The sequence below is a fragment of the Deinococcus deserti VCD115 genome (genome assembly GCF_000020685.1).
In the GTDB taxonomy this organism is placed as follows: domain Bacteria; phylum Deinococcota; class Deinococci; order Deinococcales; family Deinococcaceae; genus Deinococcus; species Deinococcus deserti.
This window is the reverse complement of sequence record NC_012526.1, coordinates 1,399,128-1,414,870: the sequence shown is the minus strand read 5'-3', so window position 1 is coordinate 1,414,870 and position 15,743 is coordinate 1,399,128. Positions and strand designations below refer to the sequence as shown.

Genomic DNA, 15,743 nt, shown 5'->3' with positions numbered 1-15,743 from the left:
CTTCGCTTTCCAGGTCTGTTTTAAGCGCCGGCCATCGACCCGTCGCGCTCCAGGCGCTCCAGGTACGCTGTGCCGCCTTCAACCTCTGCGGCGAAACCTTCGGCAGCCCCGAAGACAAGCGATTCGGTCAGGGTTTCGCTCATCAGGTATTCCTGCCAGGCTTCTGCGGCTTCCCGGGCGTCCCCGGTCAGGTCAAGGTGCAGCGTGATGCGGTCGGACACCTCGAATCCGGCTTTCTTGCGGCCGTCCTGGATCCCGCGCACCAGATCGCGCGCCAGCCCTTCGAGTTCCAGTTCACGCGTCAGCTGCGTATCGAAGGCCACCAGGTAACCGGCTTCCTCCTGCGCGGCAAAGCCTTCAGGTGACCGGGCGTCTACCAGCACCTCGTCCGGCCCCAGTTCGAAGCGCTCACCGGTCGGGGCGACCACCTCGAAGAACTTGCCGTCGCGCACAAATCGCGCGACTTCAGAAGCGTCAGCCTCCTGCAGCGCTGCACGGACCTGCGGGACTGCCTTACCAAACTTCTTGCCCAGCAGGGGCAGGTTGGGCCGTAACTGATAGCTCACCAGTTCGGCGTACTGGTCAAGCAGTTCGACCTCCTTGACGTTCAGCTCCTCTTTGATCTGCTCGACAAAGCGGCCCAGGGCTGCTGTCTGCTCGGCGCTGCGGGCCCGCAGCATGACCTTGGGCAGCGGCTGACGCTGGCGCATGCCGGTCTGGCCACGCACCGCCCGGCCGAGTGACACGACCCGCAGCACAGCGTCCATCTCGCCCACCAGGCTGGGGGCCGCCAGCGCCTCATCAACCTGCGGCCAGGTGGCGAGGTGCACACTTTCGGGCGCATCAGGCGTCACGCTGCGGACCAGGTTCTGGTACAGCGACTCGGCCAGGAACGGCGTGAACGGCGCCGTCAGCTGAGTCACCGTGACCAGCGCGTAGTGCAGGGTCGCGTAGGCGCTGAGATCCACCTGACCGTCCCCACTCCAGAAGCGGCGGCGGTTGCGGCGCACGTACCAGTTGCTGAGATCCTCGACAACAAAGTCCTGGAGTGCGCGGCTTGATCCCGTGGGGTCATAGTTGTTCAGTGCCCCGGTGACTGTGCCTACCAATGCCTGCACCTTGGCAATCAGCCAGCGGTCCACTTCCGGGCGTTCCTCGACCGGTGGGGCCGCGCGAAGATCAGGCTGGTCCAGGTTGGCGTACAGCACAAAGAAGGAATACGTGTTCCACAGGGTCATGAAGTAGCTACGGAAGGACTCACCGATGACATTCAGCCCCACCCGGCGCGACAGTTCAGGCGGCGCGGACACGTAGGTGTACCAGCGCGCGGCGTCCGCGCCGTAGGTGTTGAACACTTCCCAGGGGTCCAGGATGTTGCCCTTGGACTTACTCATCTTCTGGCCCTTTTCGTCCAGGAAGTGCCCGGCGCAGATCACGGACTTGTAGGCCACCGAGTCGAACACCATGGTGCCGATCTGGTGCAGCGAGTTGAACCACCCACGCGTCTGGTCGATGGCTTCAGAGATGTAATCCGCCGGGAATCCGCCCTGCTCGAACAGCTCCTTGTTCTCGAAGGGGTAGTGGTGCTGCGCAAACGGCATGGATCCCGAGTCGTACCAGACGTCCATGACATAGGGCACCCGGCGGAAGGTCTTGCCGTCCGCTTCGAAGGTGATGTCGTCCACATAGGGCCGGTGCGGGTCGAAGCTCTCTCCGGTGACTTCGGGGCGGCCGCTCAGCTCGGCCAGTTCGGCGTAGCTGCCAATCACACGGTACTCGCCGTCCTCAGCTTCCCACACCGGCAGTGGCGTGCCCCAGTACCGGCTTCGGCTGATGTTCCAGTCGATCAGGTTTTCCAGCCACCCGCCGTAACGCCCTGTACGGATATGTGCCGGGTGCCAGTCGATGGTGCCGTTGAGCTCGATCAACCGGTCCTTGAGGCGGGTGTTGTTCAGGTACCAGCTTTCGGTGGCGTAGTACATCAGCGGGGTGCCGCAGCGCCAGCAGTGCGGGTACGAGTGCAGGAAGTTCTTTTCCTTCCACATCAGCCCGCGGGCCCGCAGGTCGCGCACGATCTCGGTGTTGGCGTCGCGGAAGAACACGCCCTTCCACGGTCCGAAGCGGTGTTTGCCCTCGGTGTCCACGCCGACAATGACGGGGAAACCGTAGTTGCGTGCCAGGCGCATGTCGTCTTCACCGAAGGCCGGCGCGGTATGTACGATGCCAGTGCCGTCCTTGTCGGAGACATAGGTGTCCAGTCCCGACATCCACACCGTCTTTCCCTCACCCTCGGCCTCGTAGGCTTCGGTAAACAGGGGCTCGTACGCCACGCGCTCCAGCTCTGAGCCGCGGAAGGTCCTGACGATCTCGGCGTCCTCTCCCAGCACTTCGGCGCGCAGGCTGGCGGCCAGGATCAGCACCCGGCCGTCCTTATCCCTGGCCGCGACGTACTCCAGGTCGGGGTGGATCGCCACGCCCACGTTGTAAGGCAGGGTCCAGGGGGTCGTCGTCCAGACCAGGAACGCCGTGTGATCAGGCAGGTCCAGTGCGGCCGGGTCGGTCAACCGGAACGGCACGTAAACGCTGGGGTCCTGGATGTCCTTGTAGCCCTCGCTGACCTCGGCATTGGACAGGGTCGTGCCGTCCTTGGGGCAGTACGGCGCCACGCGGAACCCCTTGTAGAGCAGCCCCTTCTGGTCCAGCTGCTGCACGCTCCACCAGATCGATTCGATGTAGTTGCGCTGCAGGGTCATGTACGGACGGTCCAGGTCCACCCAGTACGCCATACGCTCGGTGAAGCGGCGCCACTCGTGCTCGTACTCAAACACGGTTTCCCGGCACTGTTCATTGAATTTATCGATGCCGTACGCCTCGACCTCGCGCTTGGAGTTCAGACCCAGTTTCTTTTCCACCGCGATCTCGACCGGCAGACCGTGTGTGTCCCAGCCGGCCTTGCGGCCCACGAAGTAGCCCTGCATGGTCTTGAAGCGTGGAAACAGGTCCTTGAGGCTGCGGGCCTCCACGTGGTGAATGCCGGGCATGCCGTTGGCCGTGGGCGGGCCTTCATAGAAGGTGAAGCGCGGGCCATCGGCCGTCTGCTCCAGGCTGCGCTCGAAGATGCGGCGCTCCTGCCACCAGCGTAGTGTCTGAAGTTCGAGTTCCGGGAAGCTGGGATTGGTCGGCACTGTCCCGAACATCGGGGGCTTGGGGGTTACGGTCATGGGCTCTCCTTAAAGACTGGGGAATGCGTTGAAAGGGTCTTGGGACAGGCGGTCAACTGCGGCCTTATTTGCGTCAGGGACTGCCGGATGGGACGGCAGAACCGGTCTAGGAGGCTGTGCATCCTGAGAACCCTCCTCTGGAACCACAGCAAACAGCCGCGCCCTAGCAGATGCTGGGACGCGGCCGGTCAGTGCGCGTGGTACCACCCAACTTCGCCGGCACCTGGGCCGACCTCGTTGCAAGGCCCTCTGTCGTGGGGCGTACGGACGGGTCTACTGAGCCTCTGGAGGGGGGGCTGTTCTTCCGCCGGCGCGGGAGGTGATCTTCGGGAATCCGGGGCTGGGCGTCAGGCTTCCACCGCCCCTGACTCGCTCGTGCCTGCTCTCCCGTCCTACTGTCCTCACGGTCGCCGTGAATGTATGACCCCTACGCGGGGTTGCTGCTTATGGTAGGCCTGCAGACGCACCCGGTCAATGCATCTGTACCGGACACCGCTCTAAGGCGTGGTCGCCTGTCCCGCGCTGGCCGGGGTATGCTGGTTCATGAACAGGGGGGCAGGGGAGAGCCGCGGCATGCCCCGCGCCCCCGCTGACCGGGAGGACAGAACACATGGAATTTTTCATTGACACGGCGATCGTGGACGAGATCAAGGAAATCAACGCGTGGGGTGTGCTCTCAGGCGTCACGACCAACCCGAGCCTGATCGTGGCTTCAGGACGCGACTTCCGCGAAGTGGTGCAGGAAATCGCTGGGATGGTCGGCGGCGCCATCAGCGCAGAAGTCACCGCCCTGGACGCTGAAGGCATGATCCGTGAAGGCAAGGAAGTGGCCGCGTGGAGTGAGCATGTCGTCGTCAAACTGCCGCTGACGCCGGCCGGTCTGCAGGCGTGTAAGGCGCTGACGGATGCGGGCATCAAGACGAACGTGACACTGTGCTTCAGTGTGCCGCAGGCGCTGCTGGCGGCGCGGGCGGGGGCGACGTACATCAGTCCGTTTGCGGGTCGGGTGGATGATATCGGCTGGGACGGCATCGAACTGATCCGGCAGATCAAGGAAGCGTATGTGCTGGGCGGCCTGGAGACGAAGGTGCTGGCAGCGAGCATCCGGCATCCGATGCATGTGGTGCAGTCGGCGCTGGCGGGGGCGGACGTAGCGACCATTCCGTACAAGGTCTTTACGCAGATGATCAAGCACCCCCTGACCCAGGCCGGCCTGGACGGCTTCATGAAGGACTGGGCCAAGCGCGCCGGGGCCAGCAGTGAGACGCCCCCCAGTGAAGCGGGAAGCAATCCGCAGACCGGCGGCGTAGATGCCCAGGGAGGCCAGAAGCAGTGACCGAGCCCACAACCGCCCTGCCATATCACGAGCTGCAACAGAAGATTCTGCCGGAACTGCACCTGATTGCCGCCGGTTACGGCATCGAGAACTACCGCAAGCTGAAAAAAGACGCGCTGGCGCTGGCGATCCTGGAACATCAGGCGGACGCCGAGGGGCAGATCCTGGCGCGCGGCTACCTGGAAATCAGCCCGGACGGCTACGGCTTTCTGCAGGCCGATCTGCTTGATCCCCAGAGCCGCAGCGTGCTGGTCACGGCCGGCATTATCAAGCAGTTTCACCTGCGGACCGGTGACCAGGTCATCGGGCGCGCCCGCCGCCCACGTGAGAACGAGCGTTATGGTTCGCTGGTGCGCGTGGAAGCGGTGAACGGTCTGGACCCTGAGGCCGCCCGCCGCCGTCCCCGCTTCGACGACCTGACTCCTACCTTCCCTGACGCCCAACTGGTGCTGGAAGACCCGGGGACCGACGACACCCTCAGCCTGCGTGTGGTGGACCTGCTGGTGCCGATCGGCCGGGGACAGCGTGCACTGATCGTTGCGCCGCCCAAGGCAGGGAAAACCACCCTGCTCAAGAAGATCGCCAACTCGATCGTCAAGAACTACCCCGACGTCACGGTGATGGTTCTGCTGGTCGACGAGCGCCCGGAAGAAGTCACCGACTTCCGCGAAAGTGTTCAGGGCGCCCAGGTGATTGCCTCAACCTTCGACGAGCCCCCGCAGCACCATGTGCGCGTGGCCGAGTTCGTGCATGAGCGGGCCCGCCGCATCGTCGAAGACGGCGGCCACGTGGTGATCCTGCTCGATTCGATTACCCGCCTGGCCCGTGCGAACAACCTCGTGACACCGCCCACGGGCCGGACCCTCTCGGGGGGGCTGGACAGCAACGCGCTGCACTGGCCCAAGCGTTTTCTGGGAGCAGCCCGCAATATCCGCGAGGGCGGCAGCCTGACCATCCTGGCCACTGCGCTGGTGGAAACCGGCAGCCGTATGGACGACGTGATCTTCGAGGAATTCAAGGGCACCGGCAACGCCGAACTGGTTCTGTCCCGCCGTCTGGAGGAACGCCGCATCTTCCCGGCCCTGGACATCCTCAAGAGCGGCACCCGCCGTGAGGAACTGCTGCTGCAGCCTGAAGTCCTCAAGAAGATGTGGCTGCTGCGCAAGGTCATCAGCGATATGGATCCGGCAGACGCCATGGAAATGCTGCTGTCCCGCATGGGCAAGACCCGCAACAACGTCGAGTTTCTGCAGGCTCTGGCCGGCGGTTAAGGAGTTCCACACACCGAATGAAGTTTGCTTTTCTTTCCGGCCTGGCCGCACGCCAGGCCCTGACCTTCAGCCTGTTTGCCTGTGCTGCCGGCGCACACGCCCAGGGTGTTGCCGAGCTTCCGGCGCCCCTCGCCGGCCTGTACCCGCCCGCAGACAGACTGCTGCACTCAGTTCCCGACGTCACCCTGCGTCCTTCCCAGGACGGCACATCCGTGCTGGTGGTCACCAGCGGGAAGGCGGCGCTGAAACAGATTGCAGCGCGTTACGGCGTCACGTCCGGCGCGGTGGCGTACCTGCCGCGTGACAGGGAGCCTGGGCGACTGGTCCGCGTCCGGCTGCCTGAACCGGCCGTGGAGCGCGCTCCAATTCGCCCTCCTTCAATCCAGACCTACCGTGTTCGCCCCGGCGATTCACTGGCCTCGGTCGCATCAGACTTTGGCCTTGGAGTCGTCGACCTGTTGGGAGCCAACCTGCATCTGAGCAGCCTGAGCCGGGTGCGTGCTGGACAGACCCTGAACATTCCGACCGGGCCCCGTGGCCTGCTGGTGCGTATCAAACCTGGTCAGAATGCCTGGTCGCTGATCGCCGGTTATGGGGCGGACCTGGTGCAAACTGTAGAAGCCAACGGGGTGCTCCCCAACACTCTGCGCGTGGGAGACGAACTGCTGCTGCCTGATGTCCGCGCGGACGGGTTTCAGAAAACCCTCCTGGCACGTCAGGCTGCGCAGCGCAAAGCCGAGGCGGCCCGGCGCAGGCAGGCACAGTACCAGCGGTTCCTGGCTTGGAAAGCCGAGCGCAAACGTCAGCAGCTCCAGGAGAAGTACGAACGCCAGGAGCGCTACGAAGCCTATCTAGCCTGGAAAAACGGCCCGGAGCGCCAGCGCCTCAAAGAGGCTTATGAGCGGCAGGTCCAGTACGAGGCCGCCCTGGCCCGCGCCCAGCAGAAGGCGGCCCAGCAACGTACCACGCAGTCCCGGCCCACGCAGCCCAGTGTACGGACGGCCAGCAGCACGGACAGTCGTACCCTGGCATGGCCCATGAAGAATTTCCGCCTGACCAGCCGTTATGCTGAACGGGATATCCCGTTTCATGTGCAGTTTTTCCATGGCGGCATCGATCTGGCTGCGCCGGTGGGCACGCCTATCTATGCGGCTGCGGACGGTACGGTCACGCAGAGCGGCTACGGCGCGTATGGTCTGAATGTCTATACAGTCAGCGGTGACAGCACGCTGATCTACGGACACATGAGCCGGACGGCAGTCAACCCTGGGCAGCAGGTGCGCCAGGGAGAACTGCTGGGATACATCGGCTGTACCGGCGTGTGCACCGGCCCCCACCTGCACTTTGAGGTGCGGCTTGGCGGCCAGACGGTTGACCCTCTGGCACTGCTCCCATGAAATCGCGGGCCGAAACGCACCTCCTGGTGGTTGACGATGAGGCCCAGATTCGCGAACTTCTTGACCTGACGCTGTCCATGCAGGGTTTCCGGGTCAGATGCTCCGGCAGTGGGCCTGAAGCTGTGGAGCAGTGCCGTACGGAAACCTATGACGTCATCGTGATGGACGTGCTGATGTCTCCCTGGGACGGCTTTGAGTCTGTCCGGGCCCTCCATCAGGAACTGCAGGAGACTATGCCGCCGGTGATCTTCCTCTCGGGGCTGACTCGTGCGGAGCCGTTACCTGACCTGGGCACCTATGTTCAGGCCCAATATCTGGTCAAGCCGTTTCGGCCTGCCCAACTTGTCGAGCGTATTGTTGAGGTGCTGGCGTCCAGGGATCAGGGCCAGTAAAGAACTGACCCCTTCGGTGAGCCGTTTCTGGCCCTGTTCAAGGGGTCAGTTTAAGACTATGGTGCGTGTATGACTGAGCACCAGAGTGGAACTCCCCAACTGAAGCAGGGCTTTGCCGAGATGTTCAAAGGCGGCGTGATCATGGACGTCGTTACGGCGGATCAGGCCCGCATCGCCGAAGCTGCCGGCGCGACGGCTGTCATGGCCCTTGAGCGCGTTCCTGCCGATATCCGTCAGGACGGCGGCGTGGCGCGGATGAGCGACCCGAAGATGATTAAAGAGATCATCGCCGCGGTGACTATTCCCGTAATGGCCAAGGTGCGCATTGGGCACGTCATCGAAGCGCAGATCCTGCAGGCCCTCGGCGTGGACTTCATCGATGAGTCCGAAGTGCTGACTCCTGCCGACGAGCAGTTTCACATCCTGAAAAGCGAGTTCAAGGTGCCGTTCGTGTGTGGCGCCAAGAATCTCGGCGAAGCGCTGCGCCGCGTCGGCGAAGGTGCCAGCATGATCCGCACCAAAGGCGAGGCCGGCACCGGCAACGTCGTGGAAGCGGTTCGTCACGCCCGCACCGTGCTGGGCGAGATCCGCGCCATCCAGTCCAAGCCTGCCGAGGAACTGATGACCACGGCCCGTGATCTGCAGGCACCGTATGAACTGGTGAAGTACGTTCATCAGCACGGCCGCCTCCCGGTCGTGAACTTTGCTGCGGGTGGCGTGGCGACTCCTGCCGACGCGGCGCTGATGATGTACCTGGGCCTGGACGGCGTCTTTGTCGGCAGCGGCATCTTCAAGAGCGACAACCCCGAGCGCCGCGCCCACGCCATCGTCAAGGCCGTGACGCATCACAACAACCCGGACGTGCTGGCCGAGATCAGCGAGGACCTCGGTGCCCCCATGACCGGCATCAATATTGATGACCTGATCCCGGCCGAGCGCCTCGCCAGCCGTGGCTGGTAAACCACTCAAGATAGGCGTCCTGGCAGTTCAGGGCGCCTTTCGCGAGCACCGGCAGCGTCTGGAAGGTCTGGGCGCTGAGGTGCGTGAGGTGCGGCTTCCTGCAGACCTTGAAGGCCTCGATGCCCTGGTGATGCCCGGCGGCGAGAGCACCAGCATGGCCCGCCTCCTCAGTGATTTTGGGCTGTGGAGTCCGCTGCGTGATTTTCACGCCAGTGGGGGAGCTGTCTGGGGCACCTGCGCCGGGGCGATTCTGCTGGCTCGTGAGGTCGAAGGTGCACCCCCCCAGTTCGGCGGCCATCAGGACAGCCTGGGTCTGCTTGACGTCAACGTTCGCCGCAATGCGTTCGGGCGGCAGGTGGATTCGTTTTCCGTTCCCCTGAAGGTGGACGGGCTGGAGACGCCCTTCGAGGCCCTGTTTATTCGGGCTCCGGTGCTCACGGATCTGGGCCCTGATGTTCAGCCGCTTGCGGAGCATGCCGGACAGGTCGTCATGGTCCGCCAGGGCCGGGTCCTGGCCAGTGCCTTTCATCCTGAACTGACCCTTGATCCGCGCATTCACGCCCTGTTCCTGGATCTCGTGCAGGAAACCCGGCAGGAAACTGCGCCAGCCGTTTGATACCCGGAAGATCTAAAGATTTGCCCCGCCTGACCTCAGGCGGGGCCTCCCGTTATGCTGGCTCCGTGCAGATGCAGACTTTCCAGGCCGCCCAGGCTACCCTGCACGTCCAGAAAACCGGGGACGGACCGCCGGTCGTTCTGATTCATGGACTCAGCGGGTCCAGTCGCTGGTGGCGTCGGAATATTCCCGCACTGTCCAGGGAGCATCAGGTATTTGTCCTGGATCTCGTCGGGTACGGTCGCGCGTGGCGTCAGCGGGCCCTGAGCGTGCAGGCTGCGTCGCAGCTGATTGCTGACTGGCTCGAAACCGAAGACCTGTCTGACGTGACATTGATTGGCCATTCGATGGGCGGGCATATTGCCCTGCGAGCCGCTGCCCTGGCGCCTGAACGGGTTGACCGATTGGTGCTGGCCTGCGCCAGTGGTCTGCTGAAAACCTCACCCACACGGGCTGCCCTGAAACTGCCCCACGCCATGATGGTCGGCCGGCCCTCGTTCGTGCCGCGCATCATGGCGGACGCTCTCAGGGCCGGTCCCCTCAACCTGTGGCATGGCGCCAGTGACCTGCTTCGGGACAGCGTGCACGACCTGCTGCCACAGATCAGCGCCCGCACGCTGGTGATATGGGGCGCCCGCGACGTTCTGGTGCCGGTGGCCCTGGGGAGGACGCTGGCAGCGGCCATTCCCGGCGCGGAATATCACGAGATCCCGCGTGCGGGTCATGTTGTGATGGTGGATGCGCCGGAGACGTTTAACCGGCTGGTCCTTTCCTTTATGAAAGAAAGTGAAGCGGTTTGAGCTCTCAAGCAGGCGTCAAGGGACACGCGCAGTTCACCTGGGTCAGGGGGCTGTGGACCCATGCCTGGGTTCGGGGGAGTGGCGCTCCTCTGGTTATCGTTCCAGGCCTGGGGTGTGCCTCGTGGATGTACATTCGCGTCGCGCGCGAGCTTGCGCGCGGCCGAACGGTCTATGTCTACGATCCACCAGGCCACGGCTACAGTCAGGGGCGCGCCGATTTTCCCCGGACTATCGAAGACCTGACTGATCACCTGGCGGCATGGCTGGAGGAAAATCGCCTGCAGGGAGCGGCGCTTTTCGGACACTCCCTGGGGGGAGAGGTCATCTTTGACCTGACTGTCAGATATCCGCACCTCGCGTCGGCAATCGTTGCTTGTGCGCCCACCGGAATTCCTGAAAATCCCAGTGTGGCGGTTCAGTTGCTTCGCCTGCTGCTTGACCTGCCGCGTGAACGTCCCGGGCTTATGCTGCTGGGGATCCCCGCGTACGTGCGCAGTGGAGTAAGCCTGATGTACCGCCTTTCGCAGAACCAGGGGAGACACGATACAGGCCCCCTGTTGCCCTACATCGATGTGCCTACCCTTCTGTTGAATGGGCTAAGCGACCGGGTGATTCAGAATTGGACGGTCAGCGCAATTTGCGATGCGGTCCCGGACGCTGTGGTCCGTGAGATCAGGGGCGGAACCCACGCTTTGACCGATAGTCATCCACGCGCCGTGGCACGTTACACACTTGATTTCCTGGACAGTCTTGACAAGCACAAAATGTAAGGAACCAAAATTTCACGATCAAGCTGTATCGTGAAATCATTCACTTAGTCTCGACGTAATTTGTATGGAGATTTCGTCTTCACCCCCCAGAAGCGGTACGACTTGCTTCTGCCAGAAAGGCCATCCGGTGCGAGTCGAGTGATTCAGCAAGTGACGTCGGCACATCCTGCTCGCGTCTGAGGAATGCCAGCCAGGCTGCCACGAGGGCGGTGTCACCACCTCCGTGCGTGCCGCTGACGGGTACGGTCCAGCGTTGCGGCCCGGCGCTACGGAAATCATGCAGTTCAAGTTCTCCGCGCTCCATATGAGCGCGGAGTTCGCCGTGGGTGCCCAGCAGTTTGAGGGTCCGAGTGTTGTTGTGCGTGAATGCACTGACGGTCAGCTGAGCCACGACGCCGTTCTCGAAGCTGACGGTCACGGCCTGATGGTCTGGGACCGAATTGAGCCCCAGGTACACGCATTGTCCATAAGGTCCTGATTCCAGCGCCTCACCGAGCGTGAGCCCGCCTGCAGTCAGCACCGTCACAGGCCAGCGGTCTGCCGGGAGCGGGGGGTAGATGCGCCGGGCGTCATAAGGACAGTCCTGAACCGGGCAGGTCACACAGCGGTCGCTGGCGCCCACCGGCGCGTTGGACGGCCTGAAGTGATTCAGCCCTCCCACACTGTGGACCCCGACTGGCGACGCACCTGCAAACCAGCGCAGCAGGTCCAGATCATGGCTGCTTTTGGCCAGCACGAAGGGCGCCGCTGGCGGAGAGGCGCGCCAGTTTCCCCGCACGTACGAATGGGCGTAGTGCCAGTACGCGACGTTCTCAGTGTGCTGAATGCCGATCAGACGGCCCAGGACGCCAGAGTCCAGCACCGCGCGGATCTCCTGGAAAAATGGCGTGGCCCGGAGCACATGACAGACCGTGACCCGCCCGGTGGAGGCAGCTTCGGCCTCCAGCAGCAGCGGAAGCTCGTCGGGGCTGAGGCAGACGGGCTTCTCCAGCAGCACGTCGTACCCGAGCGAGAGTGCCGCCAGGCACGGCTCCACGTGATCGTTGTCCGGCGTGGCAATCACCACGGCGTCGGCAACACGGCCCAAGGCAAAAAAATCCTTCCCGGTCAGAAAGCACGCTTCACGGGCCACCCCGTGCCTTTCCGCCACCTCCTGCAACCGCTGTGGCCGGGCGTCTACCAGAAAGGTGATCTGCGCGCCCTGCTGGGTCAGGTGACTGGCATACACATCGGCGCCGCGGTTCCCGCAGCCGATGATGGCGACCTGAACTGTCATGTCATGACCGCCGGGTAACGCCCCAGCCTGTCCCACCGGGCCGGGCAAGCTGGCCCGCAGTCCAGTCGAGGCCGGTATACGGGTCGTCTGCCAGCAGAAGCGCGCCGTCCAGGTCTGCCCAGTCGCACAGGCCAGCGAGGTGCGCGGCGGCGGCGATGCCCAGGCTGCTTTCGATCATGCAGCCCATCATCACCTGCATTCCGTGCGCTCTGGCCAGCCGCAGGGCGCGCAGCGCCTGAAGCGGTCCTCCCAGTTTGGCCAGTTTCAGGTTGACGCCATCGAAGGCGCGGGCGAGCGCAAGAACGTCGCCCACGTGATGGAGGCTTTCGTCCGCCACGATAGGAACGGGCGAGACCCCCCGTAGCATGGCGTGACCCTCCAGATCTCCGGCGGCCAGCGGCTGCTCGACAAACTCTACCCGTGCGGCGTCCAGGACGCCCAGCATCCGTTTGGCCTGGGCGCGCGTCCAGGCGGCGTTGGCGTCCACCCGCAACGCCACTTCGGGCACCTCCTCGCGCAGCGCTTCCAGGATGGCCTCATCCTGATCGGTGCCGAGCTTGACCTTCAGCACCCTGTGTCCACGCCCGACGGCCTCGCGGGCCTGACGCCGCATGTCCGGCAGAGGCGCGAGACTGACCGTATAACTGCTTTCCGGTAGCACGGTTGGAGACAGACCGAGCAGCTGCCAGACCGGCACGCCCGCCGCCTGTGCGCACCACTCGACAGCTGCCATTTCCAGCGCGCATTTCACACTCGGGTGGTCGTGAGGCATGCGCGCCCCGAGGGCCGCGTGAAGACCGTCCCAGTCCCACGGGTCGCTCAGCGCTGGGGCGAGCAGCGGCAGCACAGCTTCGACCGTGCCGCGCGTCTCACCGTAAAACGCATTCGGGGCGGCCTCGCCCCGGCCACGCCGGCCATCGAGGGTCAGTGTGACAAAAGTGCGCGGATAGACGCTGTGGGTCCAGCGCGCAATTCCGAAGGGCTGAGCCGTATGCAGGTCCAGGGTCTCCCAGCTGACTGCCGGCGCGTCGCCGCTCACTCTGGCCACCGGCCGAACCTCGTGCAGCTGGCCTGAAGACGTGAGCCGTAGTCACCCACACCCAGGGTTTCAATCGTCACCGCCATGTGGGTGGCATTGGCATGAATCATGCGCCGGGCGTCAAGCATCAGGCCCACATGCCCCGGAAAGAACGCCAGGTCTCCAGGCACGGGCGTCTCCACGGGATGCAGCGCTTTGTGCTGCTGGTCAGCGTCACGCGGCAACTCACGGCCGCACGCCGCATACACCGTCTGGGTCAGGCCGCTGCAGTCCAGGCCCCAGGCGCTGCGCCCACCCCACACATAAGGTGTGTCCAGAAAACGCAGGGCAAACGTGACCGGATCTGTGGCCGCCAGGGGAGAGAGGGTCACTTCCTGAACCCACGCTGGCCGGCCATCCGGCAACTCTACCGGCTGCCAGCGGCGGTGGTTTTCCTCGACCACCTCTGCGCCCGTGGAGAAGACCTGCGCTCCGTAAGCCAGTTCGGCCAGCACCGGCTGGCTGACCTTGGGCCCGGCGAAGGCGTGGGCCCGCAGCGCTGTGATTGTCAGGCCCTCACCCTGAGGAGGCTGGTGCACCAGTTCGTCCAGCCGGGCCCAGCCCAGGTACCTGTCGTGCAGGGTGCGGACATGGCCCCAGCCGCCCGCGTTCTCCCAGAGCAGTTCCACGGGCTCTCCCGGCAGCGCCTCGGTCACCTGGGAACTCTGTGGGTCGGGAGCCGAGCGTAAACTCACCCGCAGCGCGGCCCACATCGGCCGGGGGGCGACATAGCGCCATTCACCGTGTGGCAGCTGACCACGCAGGATCTCCTCGGCCAGACGCGCGTCCGGATCAAAGGCGTGATTGCGACGGTCTGGGAGCGTGCTGGTCATGCCACTCAGCGTAGAGCAGTTCGCCCACTGGGGAGGCGGATCAGCAGCCCCGCTTCAGAGGTAGGTTTCCAGCCAGCGCGCCCAGTTCTCCCCGGCCACTCCCGCCCGCGCGGCTTTCGGCAGCAGGTCCAGAAGCCGTGGGACGTCCGCGTACCGGTCAATCCCGGCGGGGCATTTCTGCTGCCCGAAGCCGCCGTCCATGTCGGTACCCAGCACCACCCGGTCCCAGCCGATCAGTTCGGCGTAATGCCGGGCGTGGTCGGCCAGCTTCTGCAGTGGGGCGCGGGCGTCTGTGGGCTTCCAGTCCGGCTGGATAAAACTGCTGAGATACACCAGACCGACCACGCCGCCCGTCGCGGCCACTGCGCGGGCCATCTCGTCACTCAGGTGGCGGTTGCTGGCCGGCTGCCCATCCTGACGCGCCATTCGGGCGCGGGCGTTGGAGTGTGACGCGATCAGGCGGGGACCTATCTCCACCACGTCCCAGAACGCCGCGTCGTCCAGGTGCGAGGCGTCGACGGTGAGGTTCAGGTCGCGCATCGCCGTGACCAGGGCCTTGCCTGCGTCGGTCAGCGGTCCTGGCGCCCCGGTTCCTCCCGCATAGCGGGTCGCCCCCCATGCAGGGCCGATGATCCTAACGCCGGCCTCTACCCAGAAGCTGAGGTCATCCGCGTCACGGACCGGATCGGCGCCTTCCATCAGCAGCACCACGCCCAGCGGCACATCCGCATCTTCCTGCTGCAGATGCGCCGACACGGCCTGAGCACCTGCCAGGAGCGTAATCTGGCCCTGAGCTTCCCAGCGGCGGTACTGGTCAAGCTGCGCCAGGGCCTGACGGCGGGCACCTTCAGCGTCCACATAGCCCTGCGGTGACTCTGCGGTGCGCGGCATGGCAAACAGCGTGCCCAGACACACCCGCGTTCCGGCCTCACGCATTTCCGGAAACGATACAGTCGCGGTCTGCCCGGTGACCGGATCATTCGCCCGCAGGATGCCGAGCGGCAGCGTCAGGTCTCTGCCATCCAGACCGTTCATGGCCAGATCCAGGTGTCCGTCGATGAGAAATCCTGGTGTCCGTGTCATCCCACCAGCTCCAGGACGGCGCGCAGGTCGTGGATGGCCTGCGGGTTCTCACCCTGAAGGTCGATCAGGGTGGCCTGCATCCCCAGCTCGCGGGCGGCTGCGACGTTCTCGACCTTGTCATCCACAAACAGAACTTCGTGGGGTGGCACACCCAGCGCCTCCAGTGCATGCGCGTAGGCGCCTGCGCCCGGCTTGTGTGTGCCGATCACGCAGGTGGCCACCGCCACATCCACCAGGTCATGAAGTTCGAGGGCCTGAAGCGTGCGGTGGATGCTGGGCAGGGTATTGCTCAGGACTCCGATTTTCAGCCCTCGGGAGCACAGTTCACCCAGCACTTCCCGCGCGCCAGGAACCGGCTTCATGTAGCGCTCGTAGGGGTAGGCTTCCATCCACTCTGCGGCCAAAGATTCAGGCAGGCCCAGGCGACCTGTGAGTTTCAGACCGTACGTCATCCAGAAATCCGCCTCGTCCTCGTGGGTGCGCAGGTCCCTCCAGCTCAGGGCCCGCGCCTTCCACTGGGCTGCGAGTGCCTCGCTGACCACCTGTGCGTCGAGTCCGAAGCGTCCGGCGGCCCACGCCGCCGCCTCGCGGTACACCGCGGGGTCGGTGTACGCGATGGTGTCGTCTCGGTCAAACAACACTGCACGGAGGCGTGGGGAAGATCCGGAAGAAGCCATGCACGCCATATTACTGTGCTGACTCCACCCGTG

The 15,743-nt window shown here is 64.5% G+C and carries 14 protein-coding genes; 8 read left to right on the top strand and 6 right to left on the bottom strand.

Translation table 11 applies throughout. The annotated features are described in order from the left end of the window. Positions 1 to 20 precede the first annotated feature (20 nt). Entirely contained in the window at positions 21 to 3,221 is a 3,201-nt protein-coding gene (gene ileS / locus DEIDE_RS06720) for an isoleucine--tRNA ligase (protein WP_012693195.1), read from the bottom strand. Between the two features lie 610 nt (positions 3,222 to 3,831). Here ileS and fsa point away from each other — a divergent pair. The 8 genes from fsa to DEIDE_RS06680 all read left to right on the top strand — a co-directional run bounded on the left by fsa (position 3,832) and on the right by DEIDE_RS06680 (position 10,763). Beyond that, positions 3,832 to 4,557: a fructose-6-phosphate aldolase gene (gene fsa, locus DEIDE_RS06715; protein ID WP_012693194.1), complete on the top strand. Its 726-nt coding sequence runs from the start codon at positions 3,832 to 3,834 to the stop codon at positions 4,555 to 4,557. After that, complete coding sequence (gene rho, locus DEIDE_RS06710) at positions 4,554 to 5,828, top strand: transcription termination factor Rho (RefSeq protein ID WP_012693193.1); 1,275 nt, start codon at positions 4,554 to 4,556, stop codon at positions 5,826 to 5,828. Before fsa ends, rho begins: the two co-directional genes overlap by 4 nt. Before the next feature lie 17 nt (positions 5,829 to 5,845). After that, the gene (locus DEIDE_RS06705) at positions 5,846 to 7,225 is read left to right on the top strand and encodes a peptidoglycan DD-metalloendopeptidase family protein (RefSeq protein WP_012693192.1); all 1,380 of its coding nucleotides are present in this window, start codon (positions 5,846 to 5,848) and stop codon (positions 7,223 to 7,225) included. Continuing rightward, positions 7,222 to 7,617: a response regulator gene (locus DEIDE_RS06700; RefSeq protein WP_012693191.1), complete on the top strand. Its 396-nt coding sequence runs from the start codon at positions 7,222 to 7,224 to the stop codon at positions 7,615 to 7,617. The genes DEIDE_RS06705 and DEIDE_RS06700 overlap by 4 nt, the downstream gene beginning before the upstream one ends. Positions 7,618 to 7,686: 69 nt before the next feature. Next, positions 7,687 to 8,577, top strand: coding sequence for a pyridoxal 5'-phosphate synthase lyase subunit PdxS (pdxS, locus tag DEIDE_RS06695; RefSeq protein WP_012693190.1), 891 nt, complete (start codon positions 7,687 to 7,689; stop codon positions 8,575 to 8,577). Then, positions 8,567 to 9,193 carry a pyridoxal 5'-phosphate synthase glutaminase subunit PdxT gene (gene pdxT, locus DEIDE_RS06690; protein WP_012693189.1) on the top strand — a complete coding sequence of 209 codons (627 nt, stop codon included), beginning with the start codon at positions 8,567 to 8,569 and terminating at the stop codon, positions 9,191 to 9,193. Before pdxS ends, pdxT begins: the two co-directional genes overlap by 11 nt. 71 nt (positions 9,194 to 9,264) lie before the next feature. After that, complete coding sequence (locus DEIDE_RS06685; RefSeq protein WP_041227154.1) at positions 9,265 to 9,993, top strand: alpha/beta fold hydrolase; 729 nt, start codon at positions 9,265 to 9,267, stop codon at positions 9,991 to 9,993. Beyond that, positions 9,990 to 10,763 carry an alpha/beta fold hydrolase gene (locus DEIDE_RS06680; protein ID WP_012693187.1) on the top strand — a complete coding sequence of 258 codons (774 nt, stop codon included), beginning with the start codon at positions 9,990 to 9,992 and terminating at the stop codon, positions 10,761 to 10,763. The genes DEIDE_RS06685 and DEIDE_RS06680 overlap by 4 nt, the downstream gene beginning before the upstream one ends. A gap of 79 nt (positions 10,764 to 10,842) precedes the next feature. Here DEIDE_RS06680 and DEIDE_RS06675 read toward each other — a convergent pair whose 3' ends face one another. Genes DEIDE_RS06675 through DEIDE_RS06655 form a run of 5 tightly spaced genes read right to left on the bottom strand, consistent with a single transcriptional unit; the run spans position 10,843 to position 15,719 of the window. Next, complete coding sequence (locus DEIDE_RS06675; protein WP_012693186.1) at positions 10,843 to 12,039, bottom strand: Gfo/Idh/MocA family protein; 1,197 nt, start codon at positions 12,037 to 12,039, stop codon at positions 10,843 to 10,845. Between the two features lies 1 nt (position 12,040). Further along, positions 12,041 to 13,078 carry a dipeptide epimerase gene (locus DEIDE_RS06670; protein ID WP_012693185.1) on the bottom strand — a complete coding sequence of 346 codons (1,038 nt, stop codon included), beginning with the start codon at positions 13,076 to 13,078 and terminating at the stop codon, positions 12,041 to 12,043. Next, the gene (locus DEIDE_RS06665) at positions 13,075 to 13,950 is read right to left on the bottom strand and encodes a C40 family peptidase (RefSeq protein WP_012693184.1); all 876 of its coding nucleotides are present in this window, start codon (positions 13,948 to 13,950) and stop codon (positions 13,075 to 13,077) included. The genes DEIDE_RS06670 and DEIDE_RS06665 overlap by 4 nt, the downstream gene beginning before the upstream one ends. Positions 13,951 to 14,004: 54 nt before the next feature. Then, a complete protein-coding gene (locus DEIDE_RS06660; RefSeq protein WP_012693183.1) occupies positions 14,005 to 15,033 on the bottom strand; it encodes a dipeptidase in 1,029 nt (342 codons plus the stop codon). Then, positions 15,030 to 15,719 (bottom strand): HAD family hydrolase, encoded by a 690-nt coding sequence (locus tag DEIDE_RS06655; protein ID WP_012693182.1) that lies wholly within the window; start codon positions 15,717 to 15,719, stop codon positions 15,030 to 15,032. The genes DEIDE_RS06660 and DEIDE_RS06655 overlap by 4 nt, the downstream gene beginning before the upstream one ends. Positions 15,720 to 15,743 lie beyond the last annotated feature (24 nt).